This is a genomic window from Aeromonas sp. ZOR0001 (assembly GCF_000801015.1).
Classification (GTDB): domain Bacteria; phylum Pseudomonadota; class Gammaproteobacteria; order Enterobacterales; family Aeromonadaceae; genus Aeromonas; species Aeromonas veronii.
Genome location: NZ_JRJY01000033.1, coordinates 60,038 through 84,872, shown reverse-complemented (window position 1 = coordinate 84,872; position 24,835 = coordinate 60,038). Strand labels below are relative to the sequence as shown.

General features: G+C 56.4%; 22 protein-coding genes. 4 read left to right on the top strand and 18 right to left on the bottom strand.

Features of this window, described 5'->3' with window-relative positions:
• Positions 1 to 16: 16 nt before the first annotated feature.
• The 15 genes from rnhB to rpsB form a co-directional block, all read right to left on the bottom strand.
• The gene (gene rnhB, locus L972_RS03610) at positions 17 to 607 is read right to left on the bottom strand and encodes a ribonuclease HII (RefSeq protein ID WP_136501479.1); all 591 of its coding nucleotides are present in this window, start codon (positions 605 to 607) and stop codon (positions 17 to 19) included.
• A gap of 119 nt (positions 608 to 726) precedes the next feature.
• Positions 727 to 1,866 carry a lipid-A-disaccharide synthase gene (gene lpxB / locus L972_RS03605; RefSeq protein ID WP_040098041.1) on the bottom strand — a complete coding sequence of 380 codons (1,140 nt, stop codon included), beginning with the start codon at positions 1,864 to 1,866 and terminating at the stop codon, positions 727 to 729.
• On the bottom strand, positions 1,859 to 2,650 hold the full coding sequence (gene lpxA / locus L972_RS03600) for an acyl-ACP--UDP-N-acetylglucosamine O-acyltransferase (protein ID WP_081990683.1): 792 nt from the start codon (positions 2,648 to 2,650) through the stop codon (positions 1,859 to 1,861). The genes lpxB and lpxA overlap by 8 nt, the downstream gene beginning before the upstream one ends.
• A 5-nt stretch (positions 2,651 to 2,655) precedes the next feature.
• A complete protein-coding gene (fabZ, locus tag L972_RS03595; protein ID WP_005338559.1) occupies positions 2,656 to 3,117 on the bottom strand; it encodes a 3-hydroxyacyl-ACP dehydratase FabZ in 462 nt (153 codons plus the stop codon).
• Between the two features lie 24 nt (positions 3,118 to 3,141).
• Positions 3,142 to 4,161: a UDP-3-O-(3-hydroxymyristoyl)glucosamine N-acyltransferase gene (lpxD, locus tag L972_RS03590; protein ID WP_005338561.1), complete on the bottom strand. Its 1,020-nt coding sequence runs from the start codon at positions 4,159 to 4,161 to the stop codon at positions 3,142 to 3,144.
• A gap of 3 nt (positions 4,162 to 4,164) precedes the next feature.
• A complete protein-coding gene (locus L972_RS03585; protein ID WP_005338563.1) occupies positions 4,165 to 4,677 on the bottom strand; it encodes an OmpH family outer membrane protein in 513 nt (170 codons plus the stop codon).
• Between the two features lie 149 nt (positions 4,678 to 4,826).
• On the bottom strand, positions 4,827 to 7,364 hold the full coding sequence (gene bamA / locus L972_RS03580) for an outer membrane protein assembly factor BamA (protein ID WP_047435627.1): 2,538 nt from the start codon (positions 7,362 to 7,364) through the stop codon (positions 4,827 to 4,829).
• Between the two features lie 34 nt (positions 7,365 to 7,398).
• On the bottom strand, positions 7,399 to 8,751 hold the full coding sequence (rseP, locus tag L972_RS03575) for a sigma E protease regulator RseP (RefSeq protein ID WP_047435624.1): 1,353 nt from the start codon (positions 8,749 to 8,751) through the stop codon (positions 7,399 to 7,401).
• Positions 8,751 to 9,947, bottom strand: a complete 1,197-nt coding sequence (gene ispC / locus L972_RS03570) for a 1-deoxy-D-xylulose-5-phosphate reductoisomerase (RefSeq protein ID WP_047435620.1) — start codon at positions 9,945 to 9,947, stop codon at positions 8,751 to 8,753. The genes rseP and ispC overlap by 1 nt, the downstream gene beginning before the upstream one ends.
• Complete coding sequence (locus L972_RS03565; RefSeq protein WP_041236011.1) at positions 9,947 to 10,804, bottom strand: phosphatidate cytidylyltransferase; 858 nt, start codon at positions 10,802 to 10,804, stop codon at positions 9,947 to 9,949. Before L972_RS03565 ends, ispC begins: the two co-directional genes overlap by 1 nt.
• A 27-nt stretch (positions 10,805 to 10,831) precedes the next feature.
• Complete coding sequence (uppS, locus tag L972_RS03560) at positions 10,832 to 11,608, bottom strand: polyprenyl diphosphate synthase (protein WP_005338574.1); 777 nt, start codon at positions 11,606 to 11,608, stop codon at positions 10,832 to 10,834.
• Between the two features lie 72 nt (positions 11,609 to 11,680).
• Positions 11,681 to 12,238 carry a ribosome recycling factor gene (frr, locus tag L972_RS03555; protein ID WP_005338576.1) on the bottom strand — a complete coding sequence of 186 codons (558 nt, stop codon included), beginning with the start codon at positions 12,236 to 12,238 and terminating at the stop codon, positions 11,681 to 11,683.
• Positions 12,239 to 12,339: 101 nt separating this feature from the next.
• On the bottom strand, positions 12,340 to 13,074 hold the full coding sequence (gene pyrH / locus L972_RS03550; protein WP_005338577.1) for a UMP kinase: 735 nt from the start codon (positions 13,072 to 13,074) through the stop codon (positions 12,340 to 12,342).
• Positions 13,075 to 13,145: 71 nt separating this feature from the next.
• Positions 13,146 to 14,027: a translation elongation factor Ts gene (gene tsf / locus L972_RS03545; protein ID WP_005338578.1), complete on the bottom strand. Its 882-nt coding sequence runs from the start codon at positions 14,025 to 14,027 to the stop codon at positions 13,146 to 13,148.
• A gap of 104 nt (positions 14,028 to 14,131) precedes the next feature.
• The gene (gene rpsB / locus L972_RS03540; protein WP_005303470.1) at positions 14,132 to 14,860 is read right to left on the bottom strand and encodes a 30S ribosomal protein S2; all 729 of its coding nucleotides are present in this window, start codon (positions 14,858 to 14,860) and stop codon (positions 14,132 to 14,134) included.
• A 371-nt stretch (positions 14,861 to 15,231) separates the two neighbouring features.
• Between rpsB and map the strand changes: the two genes are divergently transcribed.
• The 4 genes from map to L972_RS03520 all read left to right on the top strand — a co-directional run bounded on the left by map (position 15,232) and on the right by L972_RS03520 (position 20,267).
• Positions 15,232 to 16,020 carry a type I methionyl aminopeptidase gene (gene map / locus L972_RS03535; RefSeq protein WP_005338579.1) on the top strand — a complete coding sequence of 263 codons (789 nt, stop codon included), beginning with the start codon at positions 15,232 to 15,234 and terminating at the stop codon, positions 16,018 to 16,020.
• A gap of 85 nt (positions 16,021 to 16,105) precedes the next feature.
• A complete protein-coding gene (gene glnD, locus L972_RS03530) occupies positions 16,106 to 18,754 on the top strand; it encodes a bifunctional uridylyltransferase/uridylyl-removing protein GlnD (RefSeq protein ID WP_047435600.1) in 2,649 nt (882 codons plus the stop codon).
• A gap of 174 nt (positions 18,755 to 18,928) precedes the next feature.
• A complete protein-coding gene (gene dapD / locus L972_RS03525; RefSeq protein WP_005338581.1) occupies positions 18,929 to 19,756 on the top strand; it encodes a 2,3,4,5-tetrahydropyridine-2,6-dicarboxylate N-succinyltransferase in 828 nt (275 codons plus the stop codon).
• 127 nt (positions 19,757 to 19,883) lie between these two features.
• Positions 19,884 to 20,267 (top strand): DUF3461 family protein, encoded by a 384-nt coding sequence (locus L972_RS03520; RefSeq protein ID WP_047435596.1) that lies wholly within the window; start codon positions 19,884 to 19,886, stop codon positions 20,265 to 20,267.
• Positions 20,268 to 20,547: 280 nt separating this feature from the next.
• Here the strand turns inward: L972_RS03520 and ptsG are convergent, their stop codons facing one another.
• The 3 genes from ptsG to L972_RS03505 form a co-directional block, all read right to left on the bottom strand.
• Complete coding sequence (ptsG, locus tag L972_RS03515; protein ID WP_005338586.1) at positions 20,548 to 21,978, bottom strand: PTS glucose transporter subunit IIBC; 1,431 nt, start codon at positions 21,976 to 21,978, stop codon at positions 20,548 to 20,550.
• A gap of 423 nt (positions 21,979 to 22,401) precedes the next feature.
• On the bottom strand, positions 22,402 to 23,334 hold the full coding sequence (locus L972_RS03510; RefSeq protein ID WP_052200023.1) for a MalM family protein: 933 nt from the start codon (positions 23,332 to 23,334) through the stop codon (positions 22,402 to 22,404).
• A gap of 74 nt (positions 23,335 to 23,408) precedes the next feature.
• A complete protein-coding gene (locus tag L972_RS03505; RefSeq protein ID WP_047435595.1) occupies positions 23,409 to 24,773 on the bottom strand; it encodes a carbohydrate porin in 1,365 nt (454 codons plus the stop codon).
• Positions 24,774 to 24,835 lie beyond the last annotated feature (62 nt).

Sequence of the window (24,835 nt, the reverse complement as noted above, 5' to 3'; positions counted from 1 at the left end):
AACTAAATGGCATGGTCTACTCGATCCCCAGTGCGCGGCGCACCGGTTTGAAGCTCTTGCGATATTCGGGCAACGGGCCACGCTCGGCCAGAATGGCGAGGTGCTCAGGCGTAGGGTAACCCTTGTGGCGGGCAAAACCATACTCGGGATGACGGCTGTCCAGCTCGGTCATCTCGCCGTCGCGGGTCACCTTGGCGAGGATCGAAGCGGCGCTGATGGCGGCCACCAGGCTATCGCCCTTGACCACGGCACGCGCTTCCATCGGCAGCGCCGGACAGCGGTTGCCATCGATAAAGACCAGCTCGGGGGTGACCTTCAACCCCGCCACGGCGCGCTGCATCGCCAGCATGGTGGCATGCAGGATGTTGAGCTCGTCGATCTCCTCCGGAGTGGCGCGACCAATGGCCCAGGCGAGCGCCTTCTCTTGGATCTCGTCAAACAGGGCGAGGCGCTTCTTCTCGGAGAGCTTCTTGGAGTCAGCCAGACCGACAATGGGATTGGCGGGATCGAGAATGACAGCAGCGGTGACCACGTCACCCACCAAGGGGCCACGACCCACTTCGTCCACACCGGCAACCAGCTTGTCGTCAGGAATATCGATCATCATCTTGTAGCCTTGAATCAAAACAGGCCCCGTGGGGCCTGACAGGGGTCGACTGGCGCGGCATCACCGCTCGGAAAACGGATTAACGGGCTGCGCGGCGCAATCGACGGTCCGAAATAGCGTTATCTGCCGAGCAGATCCGCCACCGCATCGGCGGCCTGCGAGTCGGCATTGCAGCGGATCAGCTGGTGCAGCTCGGTGAAGGTGTTGACCAGCGCACTGTTGTCGTGCTCGAAGTACTTGCTCACCTCTTCCACCAGATTCTCCGGGGTGCACTCGTGCTGGATGAGTTCCGGCACCAGCATGCGACCGGCGAGCAGGTTGGGCAGAGAGACAAATTCGGTCTTCACCAATCGCTGGGCCAGCCAGTAGCTGAAGGGCTTGAGCTTGTAGCCCACCACCATCGGCTTTTTCACCAGCATGGCTTCGAGCGCCGCGGTGCCGGAGGCCAGCATCACCACGTCAGCGGCGATCATCGCCTCGCGGCCCTGCCCTTCCAACAGCACCATGTCGAGACCCGGTGCTACCTCGGCCTTGATGGCCATAAACTGCTCACGCCGTTTCTGGTTGACCAGCGGCACGATGAAGCCGAGATCCGGATAGCGCACCGTCAGGTGTTTGCACGCTTCGAGAAACAGGGGGGACATAAAGCCCACTTCTGCGGTACGGCTGCCCGGTAGCACCGCCAGCCAGCGGCGATTGGCATCGATACCGAGATTGCGACGCACGGCAGCCTGATCCGGCACCAACGGAATATCATCCGCCATGGTGTGACCGACAAAACGGCAAGGGGCGTCGAAGCGGTCGTAGAAGGCTTTCTCGAATGGCAGGAAGGCGAGCACCATGTCGGTAGCGGCCTTGATCTTGTGAATGCGGTTCTGGCGCCAGGCCCACACCGAGGGGCTGACATAGTGAACCGTCTTGATACCGGCGCGGCGCAGTTTCAGCTCCACTCCGATATTGAAATCCGGTGCATCCACGCCGATAAAGATATCGGGCGGATTGGCAATAAAGTGGCGCAACAGTTCGCGACGAACCTTGAGGATGCGCGGCAGACGGCCAAGCACCTCGGTAATCCCCATGACGGAGAGCTCTTCCATCTCGAACAGCGCCTTGACGCCGAGGGCCTGCATCCGCGGCCCGGCGATCCCTTCGAACTGCGCATCCGGGTAGCGGGCTTGCAGCTCGCGCACCAGACCGGCAGCCAGAATGTCGCCGGAGACCTCTCCGGCGACGATACCGATACGAACCGGATCAGGCACGGATGATCCCGCGCTCGTTGTCTTTGAGGAAGTCCACATAGAGCTGGACGGCCGGTTCGGCTTGCGCCATCTCGATCAGCACCGGCAGCACCTCTTCGATGGTCTTGCCGGAGCGGAAGATCTCTTTGTAGGCACGCTTGACGGCGGAGATCGCCTCGGCGCTGAAACCGCGGCGACGCAGACCTTCGGAGTTGACCCCGAATGGCTTGGCGTAGTTGCCGGCGGCCATCACGTAAGGCGGCACGTCTTTGTTCAGGGCGGCGCAGCCACCGACGAAAGCGTGGGAGCCAACTCGGCCGAACTGGTGAATGGCGGAGAGACCACCGAAGATCACGAAGTCACCGATCACCACGTGGCCCGCCAGGGTCGCGTTGTTGGCGAAGATGCAGTTGTCACCGATGATGCAGTCGTGGGCAACGTGAACGTTGACCATGAACAGGTTACCGCTGCCCACCTTGGTCAGGCTCTGATCCTGAATGGTGCCACGGTGGAAGGTGCAGTTCTCGCGAATGACGTTGTTGTCGCCAATCTCGAGGAAGGTGCGCTCACCGGCGTACTTCTTGTCCTGGCAATCCTCACCGATGGAGGTGTGCTGGAAGATCTTGTTGCCGCGACCAATCTTGGTCGGGCCCTTGATCACCACATGGGAACCTACCCAGGTGTTGTCACCGATTTCCACCTCGGCGCCGATGACAGAAAAGGGGCCGATTTCAACCCCTTTACCGATCAGGGCAGACTCATGGACGATGGCAGTATCGTGAATGATGGCAGTCTGGTCGATCACGTGTGTTAAACCTCGCGTTTGGCGCACATCAGCTCGGCGGTACAGACCACTTCACCGTCGACGGTAGCGACACCGGTGAACTTGGCAATACCGCGACGCTCTTTCAGGAACTCCACGTCGAGCACCAGTTGGTCACCGGGGCCGACCGGGCGCTTGAAGCGAGCGTTGTCGATAGAGGCAAAATAGTAGAGTTCGTTGGGAGACGGCTTGCCCACCATGGTAAAGGCCAGGATACCGGTGGCCTGTGCCATCGCTTCCAGGATCAGAACGCCCGGGAACACCGGCTTGGCCGGGAAGTGCCCCTGGAAGATCGGCTCGTTGAACGAGACGTTCTTGATGGCACGCAGGGTTTTGCGCTCATCGCTGATCTCGTAGTCGTCTACACGATCCACCATCAGAAACGGATAACGGTGGGGCAGCAGATCCATGATTTCCTGGATACCCAGGCTCTTCTTTTCAGTAGTCAAAACAGTACCCTATACCAATCGTGATTATTCTTGATCCAGCTTCTTCTCAAGCTTGCTTAACCGCTTGTGCATCTCTTCGATACGCATCACCCGGGCGGCGGTCTTGCGCCACTCTTTATTGGTTTGCAGAGGGATGCCGGAAGAGTAGACACCGGGCTCGGTAATGGGTCGCATCACCATGGCCATACCGGTAACGGTGGCCTGGTCGCAGATCTCCATATGCCCGTTAAAGACGGAAGCGCCGCCAATGATACAGTATTTGCCGACCTTGAGACTACCAGCCATCACGGTAGAGCCCGCCACGGCGGTGCCGTAGCCGATCTCGACGTTGTGGGCGATCTGGCACTGGTTGTCGATGATGACGTTGTCAGCGATGCGGGTATCTTCCAGCGCACCGCGGTCAATGGTGGTACAGGCACCGATCTCGACCCGGTTGCCAATGGTCACACCGCCGAGCTGGGGGATCTTGATCCACTCGCCACGCTCGTTGGCATAACCGAAACCATCGGCGCCGATCACTGTGCCGGATTGAACCAGACAGTCGGTACCCATGGTCACATTGTGATAGAGGGTGACGTTGGCCCACAGCCGGGAGCGGGCTCCCAGCCGGGTATTTTTGCCAACAAAACAGCCCGGGCCAATGCGTACATCGTCACCCAGCACGACGCCGGATTCGATCACTGCATTGGCGCCGATGGCCACTCTCTCGCCCAGTTGCACGTCAGCCGCGATAACGGCGCTCGGATGAATATCCGTGGCCGGCTGCGGGGTAGTGTCCAGCAGTTGGGCTACCCGGGCAAAGCCCACATAGGGGTCTTTGAGCACCAGGGCATTGGTGGGACAAAATGGCAGATCCGCTTCTGTAATGAGCACGGCGGTCGCCTTGCTCTGCTCCAGATAGTGCCGGTACTTTTTGTTGGACAGGAAGGTGATATCCCCCTCCCCGGCCTTTTCCAGTGTCGCTACCTTGCGGATTTCCAGGGTTCCGTCGCCATGGACCTGGGCCCCCAGTTGCTGGGCCAGCTGTGCGAGAGTGAATGCCATCAATTAGTTGCTCTTGCTTACCTGAGAAATAACCTGGCCGGAGATGTCCAGCTTGCTGGCGGCATACGGGGCGGCATTGCGCTCCAGCACCAGATCGTAACCATTGCTCTTGGCGATGGAATCGATGGCAGCCTGCACCTTGGTCAGGATCTTGTTGCGCTCTTCGGACTGACGGCGACCGTTGTCCTGCTCAAAGGCTTGACGCTTCTGGTTGAACTCCATCTGCAGCTTGGCCAGCTTCTCCTGGTTCTGCTTCTTCTGCTCGGCGCTCATGAAGGCTTCATCCTTGCGGAACTTCTCGACCAGCTTCTGGCCTTCCTGTTCCAGCTTCTGCAGCTCACGCATACGCGGCTCGAATTCACCTTTCAGCTTGGCTGCAACGGCTTCACGCTGGGGCAGCTTTTGGAAGACTTCGCCCATATCAACCACGGCGATCTTGGTCTCAGCGAAGGCAGAACCCATGCCGGCAGCCATCAGTGCAAAGCTCAAACCGGCTACTTTCAACGCTTTATTCACACTTACTCCTTGTTCCCTCATGGCGAGGGCTACCTGATTTACCCGATTATGCAAGCGGCGTTAGGACCGTCTTGTTACCTAGTGAGGCACGCATACCGCGCGTCCCATCATTGAAGACCCCCACCTCATGGGTGGGGGCGAAACTCTGCTTAGAAAGTACGACCGATGTTGAAGGAGAAGAACTCGGTGCGATCCCCTTCGTATTTTTTGATCGGCTTGGCCAGGGCAAACACCAGCGGGCCCATCGGCGAGAGCCACTGCAGGGAGACACCGGCAGAGACCCGGATATTGCCCGGACTGGAGTAGTCTTGACTCACATAGCTACAGTTGGCATTACCGCTGGGATCGCAGGTATAAGCACTGTTGGCAAAATCAGTGCTCCAGACGGTACCTGCATCAATAAATGCGGTGGTACGGATCTGCGGACGGTAGGTCTCGGAAACGAACGGGGTCGGGAAGACCAGCTCGAAGGAGGCAACCGCCAAGGCATTACCACCGACTGAAGTATCCGAGCCTTCGTAATTGCCAGTAGGTTCTGGTGCTTGACAAGAGGTTCCAACACAGACCGGCGGCTTATAGGTCGCGTAAATAGCCTTGGGACCAATGGTATTGCTCTTGAAGCCACGTACCGTATCGAAACCACCGGCATAGTAGTTTTCGAAGAACGGCAGCATGCTGCTATCGCCATAGCCGTTACCGTAGGAGACGCGCCCCTTGCCGATCATCACCCAGCTATGATCCGCATCGAGCGGGAAGTAGTGGGCATCTTCGGCGGAGAGCTTGTAGTACTGCAGCTCCATGCCCGGCACAGTCACCTTGGCGTTCACTCGTTGACGCTCACCGGCGCTCGGAAACATCCCCTTGTTCAGGGTTGAACGGGTCCAACCAGCGGTGAGATCAACAGTCACGAAATCAACACTATCCTCACCCTTGGCATAGAGATCCCAGAACTGATCCATCTGTACTGACTGACGATTATCATTCCACTGGTCGTAGCAATAAGTATTACTGGACGTTGGTGGATTGTCCCTGATGCACTCTTGGAATTTGTCGTTACTAAAGGTCGGCCGACTCAACTTGGAGCTTTCAATACCGGTACTGAAGTCGAGACGGTTGAACTCGTTGACCGGGAAGCCGCTGGAGAGACGGAAACCGATGGTTTCGTTCTCGTAATCGACGATATCGGCATCATCGGCGCGGAACTGGTTGTAGTAGACCCGACCACCCAGGCTGACACCATCCACGGTGAAGTAGGGGTCGTTGTAGCTCAGGTCAACGTTCTTGGAGTAGTCGTTGGTGCTGGCGTTGATGGAGACCTTTTTACCGGTACCCATAAAGTTGTCCTGGGAGATCCCCGCCTGCAGGCTCAGACCCGATTCGGTACCGTAACCGATACCGGCGTTGATGGAGCCTGCTGGCTGCTCCTTGACCTTGAAGTCGAGGTCAACCAGGTCATCGTTGCCCGGCACCCGCTTGGTGTCCACTTCGACGCTCTCGAAGTAGCCAAGGCGGTTGAGACGGCTCTTGGACTGCTCGATGTTGTCGGAGGAGAGCCAGGTGCCCTCCATCTGGCGCATCTCGCGACGCAGTACCTGATCTTCGGTGGTGGCGTTACCGCTGAAGTTGATATTGCGCACATAGACACGGGGGCCCGGTTCAACGTTGACGATCAGCTCCACTTCCTTGGTCTTGTCATTGATCTGCGGGAAGGTGACTACTTTCGGATAGGCATAACCGTAACGACCGAGGAACTTGGAGAGCACCTCTTCGGTATGAGTCACCTGACTGGCGGAGTAGGTGCTGCCAGCAGCAATCGGGATCAATCCCTTCATCTCGCCACCGCGATCGATCAGGTCACCCTTGAGCTGGACGCCGGAGACCTTGTACTGATCCCCTTCCTTGATGTTGAGGGTGACGTAGACGCCCTTCTTGTCGGGGGTCATGGAGACCTGGGTAGACTCCTGCTGGAAGCGGATATAGCCGCGGTCCATGTAGTAGGAGCGCAGGGTCTCGATATCACCGGCCAGTTTCTGCTTCTGATAGCGCTGATCGGCGGTGAAGTTCCACCAGGGCACTTCGTCGCGCAGGGAGAGCTGGGCAATCAGCTTCTCTTCAGGGAAGACGCTGTTGCCGACAATGTTGATCTGCTGGATCTTGGCCGCTTCCCCTTCCACGAAGGTGAACTTGAGGTCGACCCGGTTGCGCGGCAACGGGGTGACGATGGCCTTGACCTTGGCGGAGTATTTACCCACGCCATAGTAGAAATCTTCCAGCCCCTTCTCGAGGGAGGTGAGCACGGTGCGATCCAGCGGATCGCCCACACGGATACCGGAGGACTCCAGACTCTGAGTCAGTTGCTCCTCTTTGATATCCTTGTTGCCGGCAAACTCAATGCTGGAGATGGTTGGACGCTCCTTGACCATCACTTGCAGCACCTGGCCGTCACGGTAAACCTTAACATCCTCGAAGTTACCCGAGGCATAGAGCTTTTTGATGGCGCTGGCCAGAGCCACGGAATCGACGGTATCACCGACCCGGATCGGCAGGTTCAACAGTGCGGCACCCAGGGTCACCCGCTGCAGACCTTCGACCTGGATATCTTGCACCACAAAAGAGGCAGGGGCCGCCTGGGCCAGGAAACTGGCACCCAGCAGGCAACTCAACACCAATGCTTTTTTAACAGCCATTTTGTTCTTATGTGTCCTTGTTGATGCTCTGGCCTCAGAGGCGAGCGAAATCGTTAAACAGCGCAATGCCCATCAATAACATCAGAATGGCGGCGCCGATCCTGAAACCCACTTCCTGTATTTTCTCTGATACCGGCTTGCCGGTGACCGCTTCGATCAGGAAATAGACCAGATGGCCACCATCAAGCACCGGCAGGGGGAACAGATTGATAATTCCCAGGTTGACGCTGATCAGCGCCAGAAAACTCAAGAAATAGACCAGACCATAGTCGGCACTGCTGCCGGCGCCCTTGGCAATGGAGATGGGGCCGCTCAGGTTGTCCAGCGACACGATGCCACCGATCAACTTGCCAATCATGTCAAAGGTGAGCGTTATCAGGCTCCAGGTCTTGTCCGCGCCATGCCACAGCGCCTGCAAAGGCCCATACTGTAACAGAATTCGATATTCATCCGGTAATGGAACCAGTTGCGGCGAGAGACCGACGAATCCTACCAGCTTGCCCTGCACCTTGCGGCTATCCGGGGTCAGGGTCAGGTTGAGATCACTGTTGTTGCGCTCAACCACCACTTGCAGGGGTTCGCCCGGTGCCTGCTGCACCAGTTCGACAAACTGGGCCCACGCGGTAATAGGCTGATCGCCGACCTGTTTGATACGGTCACCGACCTGCAGCCCCGCCTTTTCACTGGCACTCTTGGCCACCACTGCAGCCACGACTGGCAGCACTTTGCCACTCAGGGGGACGATCCCCAAGCTGCCTATAGGCGACTCTTTATCCGGATCGAAGGTCCAGCCGGTCAGCGACAAGGTTTTATCGGTGGCATAGCCGGTATTGGGTGCCTGCACCTTGAGAGTCACTGCATCATCACCCAGATGACTGATAAGAGCGTAGGTGACGCTCTCCCAGTCACCGGTCAGCTCATCGCCGACCCCGACAATCTCCATCCCGGGCAGCACACCCGCCTCGGCCACGATGGATGCCGGACGCACTTCACCGATCACCGGCTTGACGCTCGGCACCCCGATGATAAACATCAGCCAGAGGGCAAACAGGGCAAAGACGAAGTTGGCCATGGGACCTGCGGCGACAATCGCCATCCGCGCCCAGACACTCTTGTGGTTGAAGGCATACTGCTCGTCACCGGGCTTGAGTTCATCGACCCGGCCATCGAGCATCTTGACGTAACCACCGAGCGGGATCAGCGCCAGCACATATTCGGTGCCATCTTTACCCATCCGGCGCCAGATCGCCTTGCCAAAACCGATAGAGAAGCGCTCAACCTTGACGCCACAACGACGGGCCACCCAGAAGTGACCAAACTCGTGCACCGCGACCAGCAGGCCCAGCGCAACAACAAAGGCACCGATATTCCACAACACACCGCCCATCAGCCAAGCTCCTCAATCAAAGTGTGAGCACGGGCTCTTGCCGCACCGTCCAGGGCAAACAGATCATCGAGCGAGCCGATGGCGCTGCTCTCCAGCGCCAGCATCACTGCCTCATTGATCCGGGCAATATCCATAAAACCGATGCGCCCGGTCAGGAAGGCGGCAACCGCCTCCTCGTTGGCTGCATTGAGCGCAGTGGTCGCCGCTTGTCCCTTCTGGCAGGCATTGATGGCCAGCGCCAGACAGGGGTAGCGATCATAATCAGGCCGGATAAAGCTGAACTCTCCGACACTGAAGAAATCCAAAGGTTCCACACTGGAGGGGATGCGATTGGGATAAGCCAGCGCATGGGCAATGGGGGTACACATATCCGGATTGCCAAGCTGAGCCAGCACGGAGCCATCCTTGTACTGCACCATGGAGTGGATCACCGACTGCGGGTGGATCACCACCTGGATCTGCTCTGGCGCCGCATTGAACAACCAGCGCGCCTCGATGTACTCCAGCCCCTTGTTGATCATGGTGGCGGAGTCGACCGAAATCTTGGCCCCCATCGACCAGTTGGGATGAGCGATGGCCTGCGCAGGCGTCACCTTCGCCAGCTCGCTGATCTCGGTGTAACGGAACGGGCCGCCGGAACCAGTCAGCAAAATCTTGCTGATCCCCGCCGCAGCCAGATCGCAAAAACCGGGCTGGCGCTGCACAGCAGTAGGCAGACACTGGAAGATGGCATTGTGTTCACTGTCGATGGGCAGCAGCTCGGCGCCATGTTCGCGCACGGCTTCCATGAAGAAAGCACCGGACATCACCAGCGCCTCCTTGTTGGCCAGCAAAATACGCTTGCCGGCACGTACCGCGGCCATAGTCGGGGCCAGTCCGGCCGCACCGACAATGGCGGCCATCACGCTATGGGCGTCGGGGTGAGCGGCAACCTCGCAAAGGGCTGCTGCACCAGACATAACCCGGGTCGCACTGCCGTGCGCTTTCAGACGGGCAGCCAGTTCACGGGCGGCATCCTCATCGACCATCACGGCAAAACGGGGGGAGAATTCGAGGCAGTCCCGCAACATGGCATCCACGTTGCGGGCGGCGGTCAACGCCAACACTTGCCAACTGCCCGGGTTATGGCGCAGCACTTTCAAGGTACTCTGACCGATGGAGCCGGAGGCCCCCAGAATAACCAGTGACTTGTGCATCAAAACTCCTGACTGAGTAGCAGATAACTGAGCAGAAACACCGGCAGAGCGGCGGTCAGGCTGTCGATCCGGTCGAGAATACCGCCATGACCCGGCAGCAGGGTGCCGGAATCCTTGATGCCCGCTTCGCGCTTGAACATGCTTTCGGTCAGATCGCCGAGTACGGAGGCCAGCACCGCCAGCAGAGAGCAAAACAGCACGGTGATCATCTTGGCAGGAACAAATCCCATCGACCAGGTGACACCGATGGCCAGCAGGCTGGCGGTAAAGAGGCCGCCGCACATCCCTTCGATGGTTTTGCCCGGACTGACGGCGGGGGCAAGCTTGTGCTTACCGAACGCCTTGCCGAAAAAATACGCGCCAGAATCTGCCGCCCAGACCAGTCCCATCACGAACAACAGGATCCAGGCCCCCATCATGGGGTCATGGTAAAAGTTGTAACCACGGATGGCGACCAGCGACCAGAAGAAGGGAACCAGGGTCACCAGACCAAACAGCGACTTGAGCCAGATAGACTCTTTCCAAAGCCTGGCGCTTTGGGGATAACGCAACACCAGCAGCAGACCCAGCAACCACCAGCTTACCGCGGTCCAGAGCACGCCCATCACGAGGGGGTGCAGGTGGGGCGTCCAGAGTTGCTCCACCGGCAGCCAAAAGAGGCTGGCACCGAGCAACAGACAAAATACGATGGGTAACCATTGCTGCGGAGCAGCAGAGACAAACCCACTCCATTCGCGACTGGCCAACAAAAACACCAGCGCTGCCAACAGGGCAAAAAATTTCAATGGCAGAAAGAAGAGCGCCCCCAACACCAGGGGGATCAACATCAAAGCAGTAATAATTCGTTGTTTTAGCAAAAGAAACCTCTCTCTTGGGAGCGGGGTTTAGCCGGTCTGCTGCTCGGCGATCAATTCCCGTATCTGTTCACCCGTGCAACCGAAGCGACGCTCGCGGGCAACGAAAGAGGCTACAGCCTCACTGAACTCGGCCTCGTTGAAATCGGGCCACAATACCGGGGTAAAATAGAGCTCGGCATAGGCGAGCTGCCATAACACAAAGTTGCTGATGCGATGATCGCCACCGGTGCGGATCAACAGGTCCACGGGTGGCAGATCGGCCATGCAAACCTCACGGGTCAACATGGATTCATCAATGTCGTCAGCGGCCAGTTCACCGGCAGCCACTGCTTTAGCCAGCTTGCGGGCCGCCTGGGCGATATCCCACTGGCCGCCATAGTTGGCCGCAATGTTCAGGGTCAACCCCTTGTTATTGGCGGTCAAGGCTTCCGCCTTGGCGATTTTGGCCTGCAACCGCTCACTAAAGCGAGCAGTATCGCCAATCACCTTGAGCCGGATCCCGTTGTTGTGCAGTTTCTGCACCTCACGACCCAGCACTGTGATGAACAGTTCCATCAAGGCACTGACCTCCCCTTCCGGGCGGCGCCAGTTCTCGCTGGAGAATGCAAACAGAGTCAATGCCTCGATCTTGGCACGCGCAGCAAAGGTAACGGCCTCGCGCACTGACTTGACGCCCGCCTTGTGGCCATAAACCCGCATCTTGCCTCGGTTCTGGGCCCAGCGACCGTTACCATCCATGATGATGGCGACGTGACGGGGTAAAGACGAGTTGGCACAATCACCCAACGCAGCCAAAAGCGACATGTAATTCTCCCACAAAGACAAAAGCGCCGTGCAGGGGCACTACACGGCGCTCGTAATATACCTTTCAGACGGTTAGATTTCCATTAGCTCCTTCTCCTTTACGGCAAGGGCCTCATCGACCAGCTTGATGTAGGAGTCGGTCAGTTTCTGGATCTCTTCCTGAGCGCGACGGTCGTCGTCTTCGGAGATCTCTTTGTCCTTCAGCAGCGCTTTCAGGTCGGCGTTGGCGTCACGACGGATGTTGCGCACGGCAACACGAGCGTTTTCCGCTTCGGCACGGACGATCTTGGTCAGGTCACGACGACGCTCTTCGGTCAGCGGCGGCAGCGGCACGCGCAGGGTCTGGCCATTGCTGGACGGGTTCAGGCCCAGATCGGAGGTCAGGATCGCCTTCTCTACCGCCTGGATCATGGAGCGGTCAAAAATGGAGATGGAGAGGGTGCGAGCATCTTCTGCCACGACGTTGGCCAACTGTTTCAGCGGAGTGGCAGCACCGTAATACTCAACCTGGATGCCGTCGAGCAGGCTCGGGTGAGCGCGGCCGGTACGGATCTTGGACATTTGAGTCTTGAGCGCTTCTACGCTCTTGCCCATACGGTCCTTGGCGTCGTTTTTAATCTCGTTGATCACAGTGGTTTTCCTTTTGGCGAACGAGCCGCTACACGGCCCGTGTCTATCTTATTTACTGACGTGATGGATAGGATAAGAGCGCCAGGTGGCTCACTTTTATCTTATTTACCAACGTGGTGGATCAGAGTGCCTTCCGGTTCACCCATGACAACCCGGCGCAGGGCACCCGGTTTGTTCATGTTGAACACGCGGATCGGCAGATCATGGTCACGTGCCAGGGTAAAGGCAGCAAGATCCATCACCTTGAGCTCTTTTTCAAGAACTTCATCATAACTCAGTTCATGATACAGCACGGCATCCGGATTCTTGACCGGATCTTCGTTGTATACACCATCAACCTTGGTGGCTTTGAGCACCACGTCAGCTTCGATCTCGATCCCGCGCAGGCAAGCCGCAGAATCGGTAGTGAAGAAGGGGTTGCCGGTACCGGCAGAGAAGATAACGACTTTGCCAGCACGCAGCTGGCTGATTGCCTCGGCCCAGCTGTAGGAGTCGCAGACGCCCTGCAGGGAGATGGCAGACATCAGACGGGCATTCACATAAGCACGATGCAGGGCATCACGCATGGCCAGACCGTTCATCACGGTTGCCAGCATACCCATGTGGTCGCCCACCACGCGGTTCATGCCCGCTTTGGCAAGACCGGCACCACGGAACAGGTTGCCGCCACCGATGACCAGACCGACCTGAACACCCAACTCAACCAGTTCTTTGATCTCTTGGGCCATACGCTCCAGCACCGCCGGATCAATGCCGAAACCCTCGGATCCTTGCAGGGCTTCACCACTCAACTTCAGAAGAACACGTCTGTATGCAGGTTTGGGATTGGTACTCATGTCACTGATTCCTGGTCATATAAAGACCGCGACATAAGTCGCGGTCTGGGGAAACGGAAAAACCGGTTCGATTAGGCCTTTTGAGCGGCCGCGATTTGGGCTGCAACTTCAGCAGCGAAATCGGTCTCTTGCTTCTCGATGCCTTCGCCCACTTCGAAACGGGTGAAGGAGACAACGTCAGCGCCTTCTTTCTTCAGCAGCTCGGCAACGGTCATGGAAGGATCTTTCACGAACGGTTGACCAGTCAGGGAAACCTCACCGGTGAACTTCTTCATGCGGCCTTCAACCATCTTCTCGGCGATCTCTTTCGGCTTGCCGGAGTTGATGGCGATGTCGATCTGGATTTCGCGCTCTTTGGCAACGACTTCAGCAGACACGTCTTCAGGCTTGACGAATTGCGGGCTGTTGGCAGCAACGTGCATGGCCAGATCTTTGGCCAGCTCGGCAGAACCACCGGTCAGCTTGGTGATAACACCAATGCGGGAACCGTGAACGTAGGTACCCAGGTTGTCACCTTCAACCAGCATCACGCGACGCAGGTTCATGTTCTCACCGATCTTGGCGATCAGGTTGGTGATGGTCAGCTCGACGGATTCGCCGTTACCGAAGTCAGCGGCTTTCAGCGCGTCAACGTCAGCAATTTTCTGGGTCGCAGCGATGTCAGCGATCTTCTGGCCCATTGCCATGAAGCTGGCATCTTTGGCGACGAAGTCGGTTTCGCTGTTCAGCTCGATCATGACGGCAACGTTGCCTTCGGTGCGAGCAAAGATAACGCCTTCAGCGGCGATACGGCCAGCTTTCTTGGCGGCTTTGGCCTGACCGGATTTGCGCATGTTCTCAATTGCCAGCTCGATATCACCAGCAGCTTCTTCCAGTGCTTTTTTGCAATCCATCATGCCAGCGGCAGTGCGCTCGCGCAGTTCTTTTACCAGGGCGGCAGTAACGTTAGCCATGTCCAGTATCCTCGGTCTTGAATTGACAAGAAACAGGGGCCACAAGGGCCCCTGCTAACCAATTACATCAGCTTGGTTAATAAGGGCTTTACAGTCCTTATCAATTACTCAGCTTCAACGAAGCCATCTTGTTCGGCTTGAACAACGATGTCCTGAGCGCGAGCTTCCAGTACGGTGTCAGCAGCAGCATTCAGGTACAGCTGTACGGCACGGATAGCGTCGTCGTTACCCGGGATGACATAGTCAACGCCGTCCGGGTTGGAGTTGGTATCAACGATGGAAACTACCGGGATACCCAGGTTATTGGCTTCTTTGATAGCGATATGCTCGTGGTCGGCATCGACAACGAACAGAACGTCAGGCAGGCCGCCCATGTTCTTGATACCACCCAGGCTCTTCTCCAGCTTTTCCATTTCGCGAGTACGCATCAGCGCCTCTTTCTTGGTCAGCTTGTCGAAGGTACCGTCCTGGCTCTGGGTTTCCAGATCTTTCAGGCGCTTGATAGACTGACGAACGGTTTTCCAGTTGGTCAGCATACCGCCCAGCCAGCGGTGGTTTACATAGAACTGGTCGCAACGCTCAGCGGCTTCTTTTACGGCTTCAGACGCGGCACGCTTGGTACCAACGAACAGTACCTTGCCTTTCTTGGCAGCTACGGAGCTGATGAAGTTCATGGCATCGTCAAACATCGGAACGGTTTTTTCCAGGTTGATGATGTGAACTTTGCTGCGGGCACCGAAGATGTAGGATTTCATTTTCGGGTTCCAGTAACGAGTCTGGTGACCGAAGTGAACGCCGGCTTGCAGCATGTCGCGCATAGAAACTTTAGCCATTTTATACCTCTGTATTGGGGTTAGGCCTCCACACATCCCATATAACCGACCCGTTAAGGCACCCCGGCATATGTGTCGATGTGTGTGTGTTGTTTAAGTAAGGGTGATGAAATCGGGACGCAAGTTCCCCATTCCGGCGCGCTTTATACCATAACTTTGTTCAGGACACCACCGGCCGACACCCTAAACAGGTGTAAATATGGATCCCGTCAGAGGATGCTGCGACGCTGATTTGACGTTGTGATGACAATCACACTGGAAGTACGAGGGGGTTGCGGATAAAATTTTGCCCTGATTGCAAACGCATCTATTTTTCATTACCTGTCCTGTCTGCCATCGCAGGCCCAGCGGCAGGCCGCAAGAGAGATCCCATGTCCATTAAAATCAAGACACCGGAAGAGATTGAAAAGATGCGCGTTGCCGGCCAATTGGCCGCCGATGTGCTGGTCATGATTGCGCCCCATGTCAAAGCTGGCGTCACCACTGACGAACTGAACACCCTCTGCCACGACTATATTGTCGACGTACAACAGGCGGTTCCAGCTCCGCTCAACTACCACGGCTTCCCCAAATCCATCTGCACCTCGGTGAACGATGTGATCTGCCACGGTATCCCGAATCACAAGAAGCTGCGCGATGGCGACATCATCAACCTGGATATCACCGTCATCAAGGATGGCTACCACGGCGATACCTCGGCCATGTTCATCGTGGGTGAAACCACCCCGCTGCGCCGCCAGCTCTGCAAAGTTGCGCAAGAGAGCCTCTACGCTGCCATCAAGAAGGTGCGTCCGGGTGCCTGCATCACCGAGATTGGCGCCGTCATTCAGCCCATCGTCGAGAAGGCCGGTTTCTCCGTGGTGCGTGACTACTGCGGTCACGGTATCGGTGCCGAGTTCCACGAAGAGCCGCAGATCCTCCACTACCGCAACAGTGGCAAACTGGAGCTGAAAGCGGGCATGTGCTTCACCATCGAGCCGATGGTCAACAGCAAGAAGTATCACTGCAAGGTCAATCCGAAGGATGGCTGGACCGTAACCACAAAGGATGGCGGCGACTCCGCCCAGTGGGAACACACCCTGCTGGTGACCGAGGATGGCTGCGAGGTGCTCACCCTGCGCCCCGATGACACTATCGACCGCTTCATCAAACACAGCTAACATCGAACCCCGGCCCTGAACTTCCAAAGCGCCGGGGTTTTTACTTCTGTTTCAGCCATTTGCCTGCCACTGTGTGTGAGATGCCATGGACGCCAGCCTGCTTTCCCCCCATTTGTTACCCGATGATCAGCTCACTCGCGACAACTGCAAAGAGTACCTGAGCCGCTTTCTCGGCTGGCTGCACGCCCGTTTTGATGCCGGCGACAACATCATCGAGCTGGTCGCCACCCGCTCCGAGTACATGGATCAGTTGCTCTGCCGGTTGTGGCAGAAGTTCGGCTTTGACAAGAGCGATCTGACCCTGATCGCTGTGGGGGGGTATGGTCGCGGCGAGCTGCACCCACACTCCGATATCGACCTGCTGATCCTCTATGACGGCGACGACCTGGACGAGGTGTTGGGACTGCGCATCGGCGAGTTCATCACCTTGCTGTGGGATCTCAAGCTGGAGGTGGGTCAGGCGGTGCGCAACGTGGCGGAGTGCCTCGAGCAGGGGCGCGCCGATATCACTGTCGCCACCAACCTCATTGAGGCCCGCTACATCACAGGTCGCCAGGAGGGCTTCCGGCAACTGAAAGAGGCCACCGGCCCCCAGCACTTCTGGCCGAGCGAAGCCTTCTTTCGCGCCAAGCGCCAGGAGCAGGCGGAGCGCCATCAGCAGTTTCTCGGCACAGCCTACAAGCTGGAGCCGGATCTCAAGAGCAATCCGGGCGGCCTGCGGGATATTCAAACCCTCGCCTGGGTCGCCCGCCGCCACTTTGGCGCCACCACCTTGTTCGAGATGACCAGCCACGGCTTCCTCAATCGCGCCGAGTATCGTGAGCTGCTCGACTGCCAGAATTTTCTCTGGAAGGTGCGTTTCGCCCTGCACATGGCCATCAATAAGGGGGATAACCGCCTGCTGTTCGATCGCCAGCGCACCGTGGCCCAGATGTTGGGGTTCGAGGGGGAAGGCAACACTCCGGTCGAGCAGATGATGAAGCGCTTCTACCAGACGGTGCGGCGTGTTTCGGAGCTCAACGAGATGCTGCTGCAGCTGTTTGACGAGGCGATCCTCGGCAACACCGCCATGGATGTGCGCCGCCTCTCCGACGAGTTCCAGCTCCGTGGCCGCCTAATTGATGCGGTGGATGCGGAGCTGTTTAGCCGTGAACCGGCCGCTATCCTGCGCCTCTTCTACCAGATGGCCCAGCATCCCGAGATTGCGGGCATCCACTCGGCCACCTTGCGCCAACTGCGCGAGGCACGGCGCAAACTCAACTGCTGGCTGCAAGACTTACCCGACTGCCGTCGCCTCTTTATGGCACTGCTGCGCCACCCCAACGGCATCGGCCTGCCGCTCACCCTGATGCACAAATACGGCATCCTCGCCGCCTATCTGCCCCAGTGGAACCTGATCGTCGGCCAGATGCAGTTCGACATGTTCCACGCCTACACGGTAGATGAGCACACCCATCGGCTGCTCAAGAACATTCATCAGTTCCCCAATCCGGCCAGTCGCCAGAGCCACCCGCTCTGCCACGAGGTCTTCACCCGGCTGCGCAAACCGGAGCTGCTCAGCATCGCCGCCCTGTTCCACGATATCGCCAAGGGACGGCGTGGCGATCACTCGGAACTGGGCGCCGTCGATGCGCTGGAGTTCTGCCAGCTGCACGGTCTGGATCGCTACGAGAGCCGACTGGTCGCCTGGCTGGTGCGCCACCATCTGCTGATGTCGGTTACCGCCCAGCGCCGCGATATCTATGACCCCGACGTAGTCACCGATTTTGCCCAGAAGGTGCGCGACGAACAGCATCTCGACCTGCTCTACTGCCTCACCGTGGCCGATATCTGCGCCACCAACGATACCTTGTGGAACGACTGGAAGGGCACCCTGCTGCGGGAGCTCTACTTCGCGACCCAGAAGGCGCTGCGCCAGGGGTTGGAGAACCCGCCCGATATGCGGCTGCGCATTCGCGAAAACCAGCGTCAGGCCAAGCAACTGCTGGCGCAACGGGATGTATCGGAAGAGGCGATCAATCAGCTCTGGGCCGATTTCAAGGCTGACTACTTCCTGCGTCACAGCCCGGAGCAGATCGCTTGGCACTGCCGCCACATCATCGAGCATGGCGACAATCCGGCACCGCTGGTGATCATCGGCAAACATCCGACCCGCGGCGGCAGCGAGGTGTTTATCTACTGCCGCGATACCCCGAATCTGTTTGCCACCGTGGCCTCGGCGCTGGATCAGAAGAACCTCAACATCCACGACGCCCAGATCATGAACTCGCGCAGCAACTATGTGCTCGATACCTTCGTGGTACTGGAGCCGAGCGGCGAACCCATCAGCCCCAACCGCACTGCCACCATCAAGAAGGCGCTGGAGAAGGCGCTGCAGGAGCCGGGCAAGCTGGTGCTGCGCAACAAGCCGTTGTCACGGCGCCACCGCCAGTTCAGCGTGCCGACCCGGGTAGTCTTCCTGCCCCGCTCTTCGCCCACTAAAGGGGAGAGCCGTCACACCCTGATGGAGCTGACGGCCCTCGATACCCCCGGCCTGCTGGCGCGGATCGGTGCCGTTTTCCAGCAGTGCGGGCTGTCGCTGCACGCCGCCAAAATCGCCACTTTCGGTGAGAGGGTCGAGGACTTTTTCAGCCTGACCAGCCTCGATGGCGAGCCCTTGACCGCCGAACAGCAAAAACAGCTGGAAGAGCGACTGGTACACCAGCTCAATCCCCAGCAATCGGTACTGGATTAAGCGAATTGTGATTCGAAAGAGGCTGATTGTCGGGCGTTTTTTGCCATACCAAACAACTGGTTGGAGCACATCGGATGAAGAAATGGTCGCTGGCTGGAAGAATTCCGGTCAACCCCTTAAAAACAGTCGGAAAAGTGTGATACAACAAACAGAATTTTTTAAAGGAAACCTGTCATGACCGAGTTGCAACAGATCATTGAAGCGGCCTTCGAGCGCCGCGACACCATTACTCCGGGCTCCGTGGATAGCGCCACCAAGTCCGCCATCCTGCAAGCCATCGACCTGCTGGACTCCGGCAAGGCGCGGGTTGCCGAGAAGATCGCCGGTGAGTGGGTTGTCCATCAGTGGTTGAAGAAAGCGGTACTGCTCTACTTCCGCATCAACGACAACGGCATCATCAAGGGCGACGATGCCCAGTACTACGACAAGGTTCCCCTCAAGTTCTCCAACTACACCGCCGAGCAGTTCAAGGAAGCGGGTGTGCGCGTGGTGCCGCCGGCAACCGCCCGCAAAGGCTCCTTTATCGCCCCCAATACCGTACTGATGCCCTCCTACGTCAACATCGGCGCCTTCGTTGACGAAGGTACCATGGTCGATACCTGGGCCACTGTCGGCTCTTGCGCCCAGATCGGTAAGAACGTTCACCTCTCCGGCGGCGTCGGCATCGGTGGCGTACTGGAACCGCTGCAGGCCAACCCGACCATCATCGAAGACAACTGCTTTATCGGTGCCCGCTCCGAGGTGGTTGAAGGGGTCATCGTCGAGGAAGGTTCCGTCATCTCCATGGGCGTCTTCATCGGCCAGTCCACCCGCATCTATGACCGTGAAACCGGCGAGATCCACTACGGCCGCGTACCGGCTGGCTCCGTGGTCGTCTCCGGCTCCCTGCCCTCCAAATGCGGCAAGTACAGCCTCTACGCGGCGGTGATCGTCAAGAAGGTCGATGCCAAGACTCGCGCCAAAGTCGGCATCAACGCCCTGCTGCGCTCCATCGACGAGTAGTCAGCATTGCTGTGATGAAAAGGGCGCCTTATGGCGCCCTTTTGATTTTGGCGCCCTTGTCACAGGCAAGCCATGAGGCATCGGTTAAGATGGATGGGACAGGATCGTTTCAAACCGAGGAAGCCTGATGTACGAGAATCTGAAGAGCCTGGGGATCCAGGATCCCGCCTCCGTCGATAGCTACACCCTGCGCCAGGAGGCCAACCACGACATCCTCAAGATCTACTTCAAGAAGCAGAAGGGCGAGTTCTTCGCCAAGAGTGTCAAATTCAAGTATCCCCGCCAGCGCAAGACCATGCTGGTCAACTCCGGTACCCATGAGTACAAGGATGTCACCGAGATCAACGCCAACCTCAAATATGTGGTGGATGAGCTGGATAACCTGACCCAGGGCGTCCATCAGCAAGCCGACCCGGACATCAAGCAGAAGATCCTGCGCGACCTGCGCCATCTGGAAAAAGTGGTACAGAACAAGATCAGCGAAATCGAGCGGGATCTGGAGAAACTCTAATCCCCTCGACTCGACAACAGAGCGCCCTGGTGGCGCTCTTTTTATTGGCTGACTTTATGGGGCGATGGTGTTACCTGGCAATAGCGTGCGATAAGGTGAGCGGAGCACACCACCTTGTGCTGTTGGGCCGCCATTGGGCAACCCGTTACATATCGCCCCTTGGGCAACCCAGCTCCTGCCACGATAAGACCTACAGCGACTCGCACTATCCAGAGTCACAAATAGCAAGAGGGAGGCTTTCGCCTCCCTCTTCAAACACGCTGATATTCAGGCAACAGAATTAGTTGCTCTTCATCCAGATGTCCATGTCGGTTTTCAGGTTGTCGGACTTGGTACCGAAGATGGCTTGAACGCCGGAACCAGCCACTACCACACCGGCAGCACCCAGTTTCTTCAGACCAGCCTGGTCAACTTTGGCAACATCTTTCACGCCAACACGCAGACGGGTGATGCAGGCATCCAGAGAAGCGATGTTCTCTTTACCACCGAAGGCGGCAACCAGAGCAGCAGACATCTCGTCTTTGCCTTGGCCAACGGCCTCTTCAGCAGTCTCGTCTTCACGACCTGGGGTTTTCAGGTTCATGGCACGGATAACGAAGCTGAATACCACGTAGTAGATAGCAGCGTAAACCAGACCCAGACCAACCAGCAGCAGCATGTTGTCGGCACGCGGTGATTGCACCACGAAGTCGATGAAGCCGTTGGAGAAGGTGTGACCGTGTACGATACCCAGAGAGTTGGTCAGCACATAAGCCAGACCAGCCAGTACAGCGTGGATTGCGTACAGAACCGGAGCGATGAACAGGAAGGAGAATTCAATCGGCTCGGTGATACCGGTCAGGAAAGAGGTCAGGGCAGCAGAGGCCATGATACCAACGATCTTGGCGCGGTTTTCCGGCTTGGCAGCGTGAGCGATGGCGAACGCAGCAGCAGGCAGACCGAACATTTTGAACAGGTAGCCACCAGCCAGCTGACCGAAGCCGTTACCGGCAGCGCGGGACGCGTCATCAGCAGTCAGGAAGCAGGTCATGATACCGTGAACAGTTTCACCGGCACCGTTGACGCAGGTACCAGCCTGATAGAAGAACGGTACGTTCCAGATGTGGTGCAGACCGAACGGGATCAGGGAGCGCTCAACCACGCCGTAGATACCGAAGGCCAGTACCGGGTTCTGGTTGGCAGCCCAGTCAGAGAAGGCACCGATGGCGCCACCCACTGGCGGCCAAATCACGGACAGGATCACACCCAGACCGATGGAGAGGAAACCGGTGATGATGGGTACGGCACGTTTGCCCGCGAAGAAGCCCAGGTACTCTGGCAGCTGGATCTTGTAGAAACGGTTGAACGCCCAGGCAGCGATACCACCGGCCAGGATACCACCCAGCACGCCGGTTTCGATGGTTTCAACACCCATCACAGGTGCCATGACCTTCAGGGTTGCGACCATGATGCCGTAGCCAACGATGGCTGACAGACCGGATACACCGTCGTTATTGGTAAAGCCCAGAGCAACACCCACTGCGAACAGCAGGGCCATCTGGCCAAATACGGAACCACCGGCTTGCTCCATCAACTGGGAGACAATTTCCGGCATCCAGCTGAAGTGGGCAGCACCCACCCCCAGCAGAATACCTGCGACTGGCAAGACTGATACTGGCAGCATCAGCGCCTTACCAACCTTTTGCAGATTAGAGAAAGCATTTTTGAACATTGTGTGCGCTCCTGAATGGATTGTCGTCCCTGAACGATCTATCTGGATGAAATAAGCACTGATTCATTCAGATATCTTCGAGTCGGGCTTGTTTATTTTGACCATCAGAATATAACCCAGCGGGTCATAAATTGCTGCTTTCGAAGGCGGGGGAATATTGAATTTGGAGGGAAGATCACAACTTGTTTAGCGGCTAAAAAACGCATCTAATCTAAGTTAATAATCTGCACTTTCACTCTATTACAAAGACATATAAATAGCAGTTTCACTTTGTATTTTAATAATGCCACTCATATCAAAAAGCAACTCACTGTAACAAAATGTAACGGAGTGATTTTTATTTATTACAGTCTACCGATTAAAAAGGCCTCCAACAAGGGAGGCCTCAATAAATATATCTGACCAGTAAATGGTCGTATTATTCTATTTTTGCGAGCGCTTGACCGCATCAATAAACACGCTTTTTGCCTTGGTTGAACCGGCCCGCTCGGCCTCGTTCACCAGCTTCATCGCCTTGTCGATATCCCCCGCCTTGACCGCTTTTTCGATCTGGCTCTGGTAGAAGGCTTCAGTTTCACTCAGCATGGCTGGTGCTGAAGTTGATGCTGGTAACACAATGGCACTTTTGCTATTGCCTACGGTAGGCTGAGGTGAGGGAGTGATGGACTGGTTTTGCACTGCACCTAATGACATTACCTGCCCTGAACTCAAGAGCTGGCCAGATGAACGCACCGACAGAGCTAAATTACCAGACATGCTATGTGAGAACACAGGATCAGCTTCCACCGGCTCGGCCAAGCCAGTCTCCTTTGCCCATTTTCTTGCCGCAGACATTACCTTCGTCTCACCCTGACGACTTTTGGGGTCCGCCTTGATAATCATAAACTCAGCCTGCTGGCCAGATGACGCTTGGTCTAAGGTAATATGGCTATCCAGGGAAATGCGACGACCGATGCTGCCATAAACGAGCTGGAATTGCTCAGCATTGACTTCTTTTATAACCCTTAGCTTTTTGTCTAAAAAAAGCACACTTGGCAACATGATGCTATCAGTGAAATAAGACTTAAGCGTGATATCTATTTGGCTACGCTGCTTGGGCAGCTGAAAGGCTTTGAAGTAAGATTTGCCATCATTGAAGTCAAATACAGGCGAAGAAGAATCCAAGACTACTTCCAGAGTGCTGTCATCATCTGGCAATGCATCAAGGGGCATCTGAGCAAAATCCGTGCAACATGCGGGAGACGCCATCAAGGTAGCGAATCCAGAATCCGGAATTGACTGTGAGCTATGACTGGCACACCCACCCAACAGCAGAACTCCAGCCACGATCACTGCCACTTTCGTGTTACGTCTCATAATAGCTATTCCTTTAAATCAAGAAGCGACGCATGAACATGCGCCGCTTCTTTTACTGTTAGCTGAGAATCAGCTTAGAACCATACTTCAGCTTCAACCCCGAAAAACACTTGCGAGGTAGACAGCTTGCCGTTGTCTTTGGAGTCAATACTGATCGCACCAGAGGCATTTTCGTCGCTGGATTTCACCCAGGTCACGAAGGGTTTGATCTGTGGACGTCCCCAGTAGTCTGCATCAACAGTGAATGCTGTAGCTACTTCCAAAGCATAGAACTGGGTATTTACATCCGTGCGACCCCACTGCGCTTTACCATTCTGATCTTCAACTTTCTCGTTCGCATAAGAACCGGTCAATAGCAAACGCAGATTGTCATTGATCTTGTAGGATGGCTGCAATGCAAAGATGGTACGAGCAACATCGAGATCACCTCCCCAGCTCACATGTTGTGGAGCCCAATAAGTCAGCTCACTACCAAGCTGCAAGCGAGGAGCCACTTCTGCAACACCATAAGAGGTGAAGAACAGCGCGCTGGAGTCTTTACCGAAACCACCGTTCCAGGAGCCGAAGTTAACCCCACGATTGGAGGCCATACCTTCGCCATAAGCGATAGCCGTTTTGGACCAACCTTTAAAACCATAATAATCACGGTTATAGGCAATAGAGGCACCAACACCGGTATCTGCATTGATGGTATATTTTCCGGTCACCGGATCTCTGTTTGATGCGGCATCAGCATCGGTATTGGACTGCTTCATCCCCTTCAAATCGAAGTCGAAAGTGCCACCAAGAGCTTGCAAACCATAATAAAAAACATTCAGTGACGTAGCGGTGCGGTTTTCACCGGTTTTGCCGAAGTCATGGCTATTACGAACTTGGCCTGCATCATCAGCTGATACCACGGCCATACCAAAACCACCATTCTGGAAACCAGCACCGACACCGGAAGATTGCTTCCAGAACTCTTTGGTCAAGATCCCTTGTTCACGGTTCAAATAACGTTGCCCGGCCCAGATCTTGGTATCCTTATCAAGGAAATCAAAACCAGCCAGCTCCACATAGGCTTCTTTCATTTCAAATTGGGCATCATCACGCTTTGTCTGCAGTGAGCCTTCTGAGGAAACAAAATAGCCTGTGTCACCTGCATTCTGGTTACCATATTCGGCACGAGTGACAAACTCACCCTTTACACCATTTTTTCCTTCAAATTTCTTTTTTACAGACAACTCGACCTGGTTGGCATTTTCATCCATAGAGGTCACAGTACGGTAGTCCTGTTTCCCCAAGGTGTTCATTTTGCTGGCGCCATCGCCATTCCATTGACCACCCAGACGACCATAACCATGTACTTCCCAACCATTATCTGCGTCAGCAGCAACAACAACACCGGAAGAGAGCGCCATACTTACTGCGGCAGCTATCGGAAGCCATTTTGCATTCATTGTCATTTTCCTTTTCCCGCTGAGGATGAGTGATGTCCTAATAATCAAGGCTTAGCCAGTAG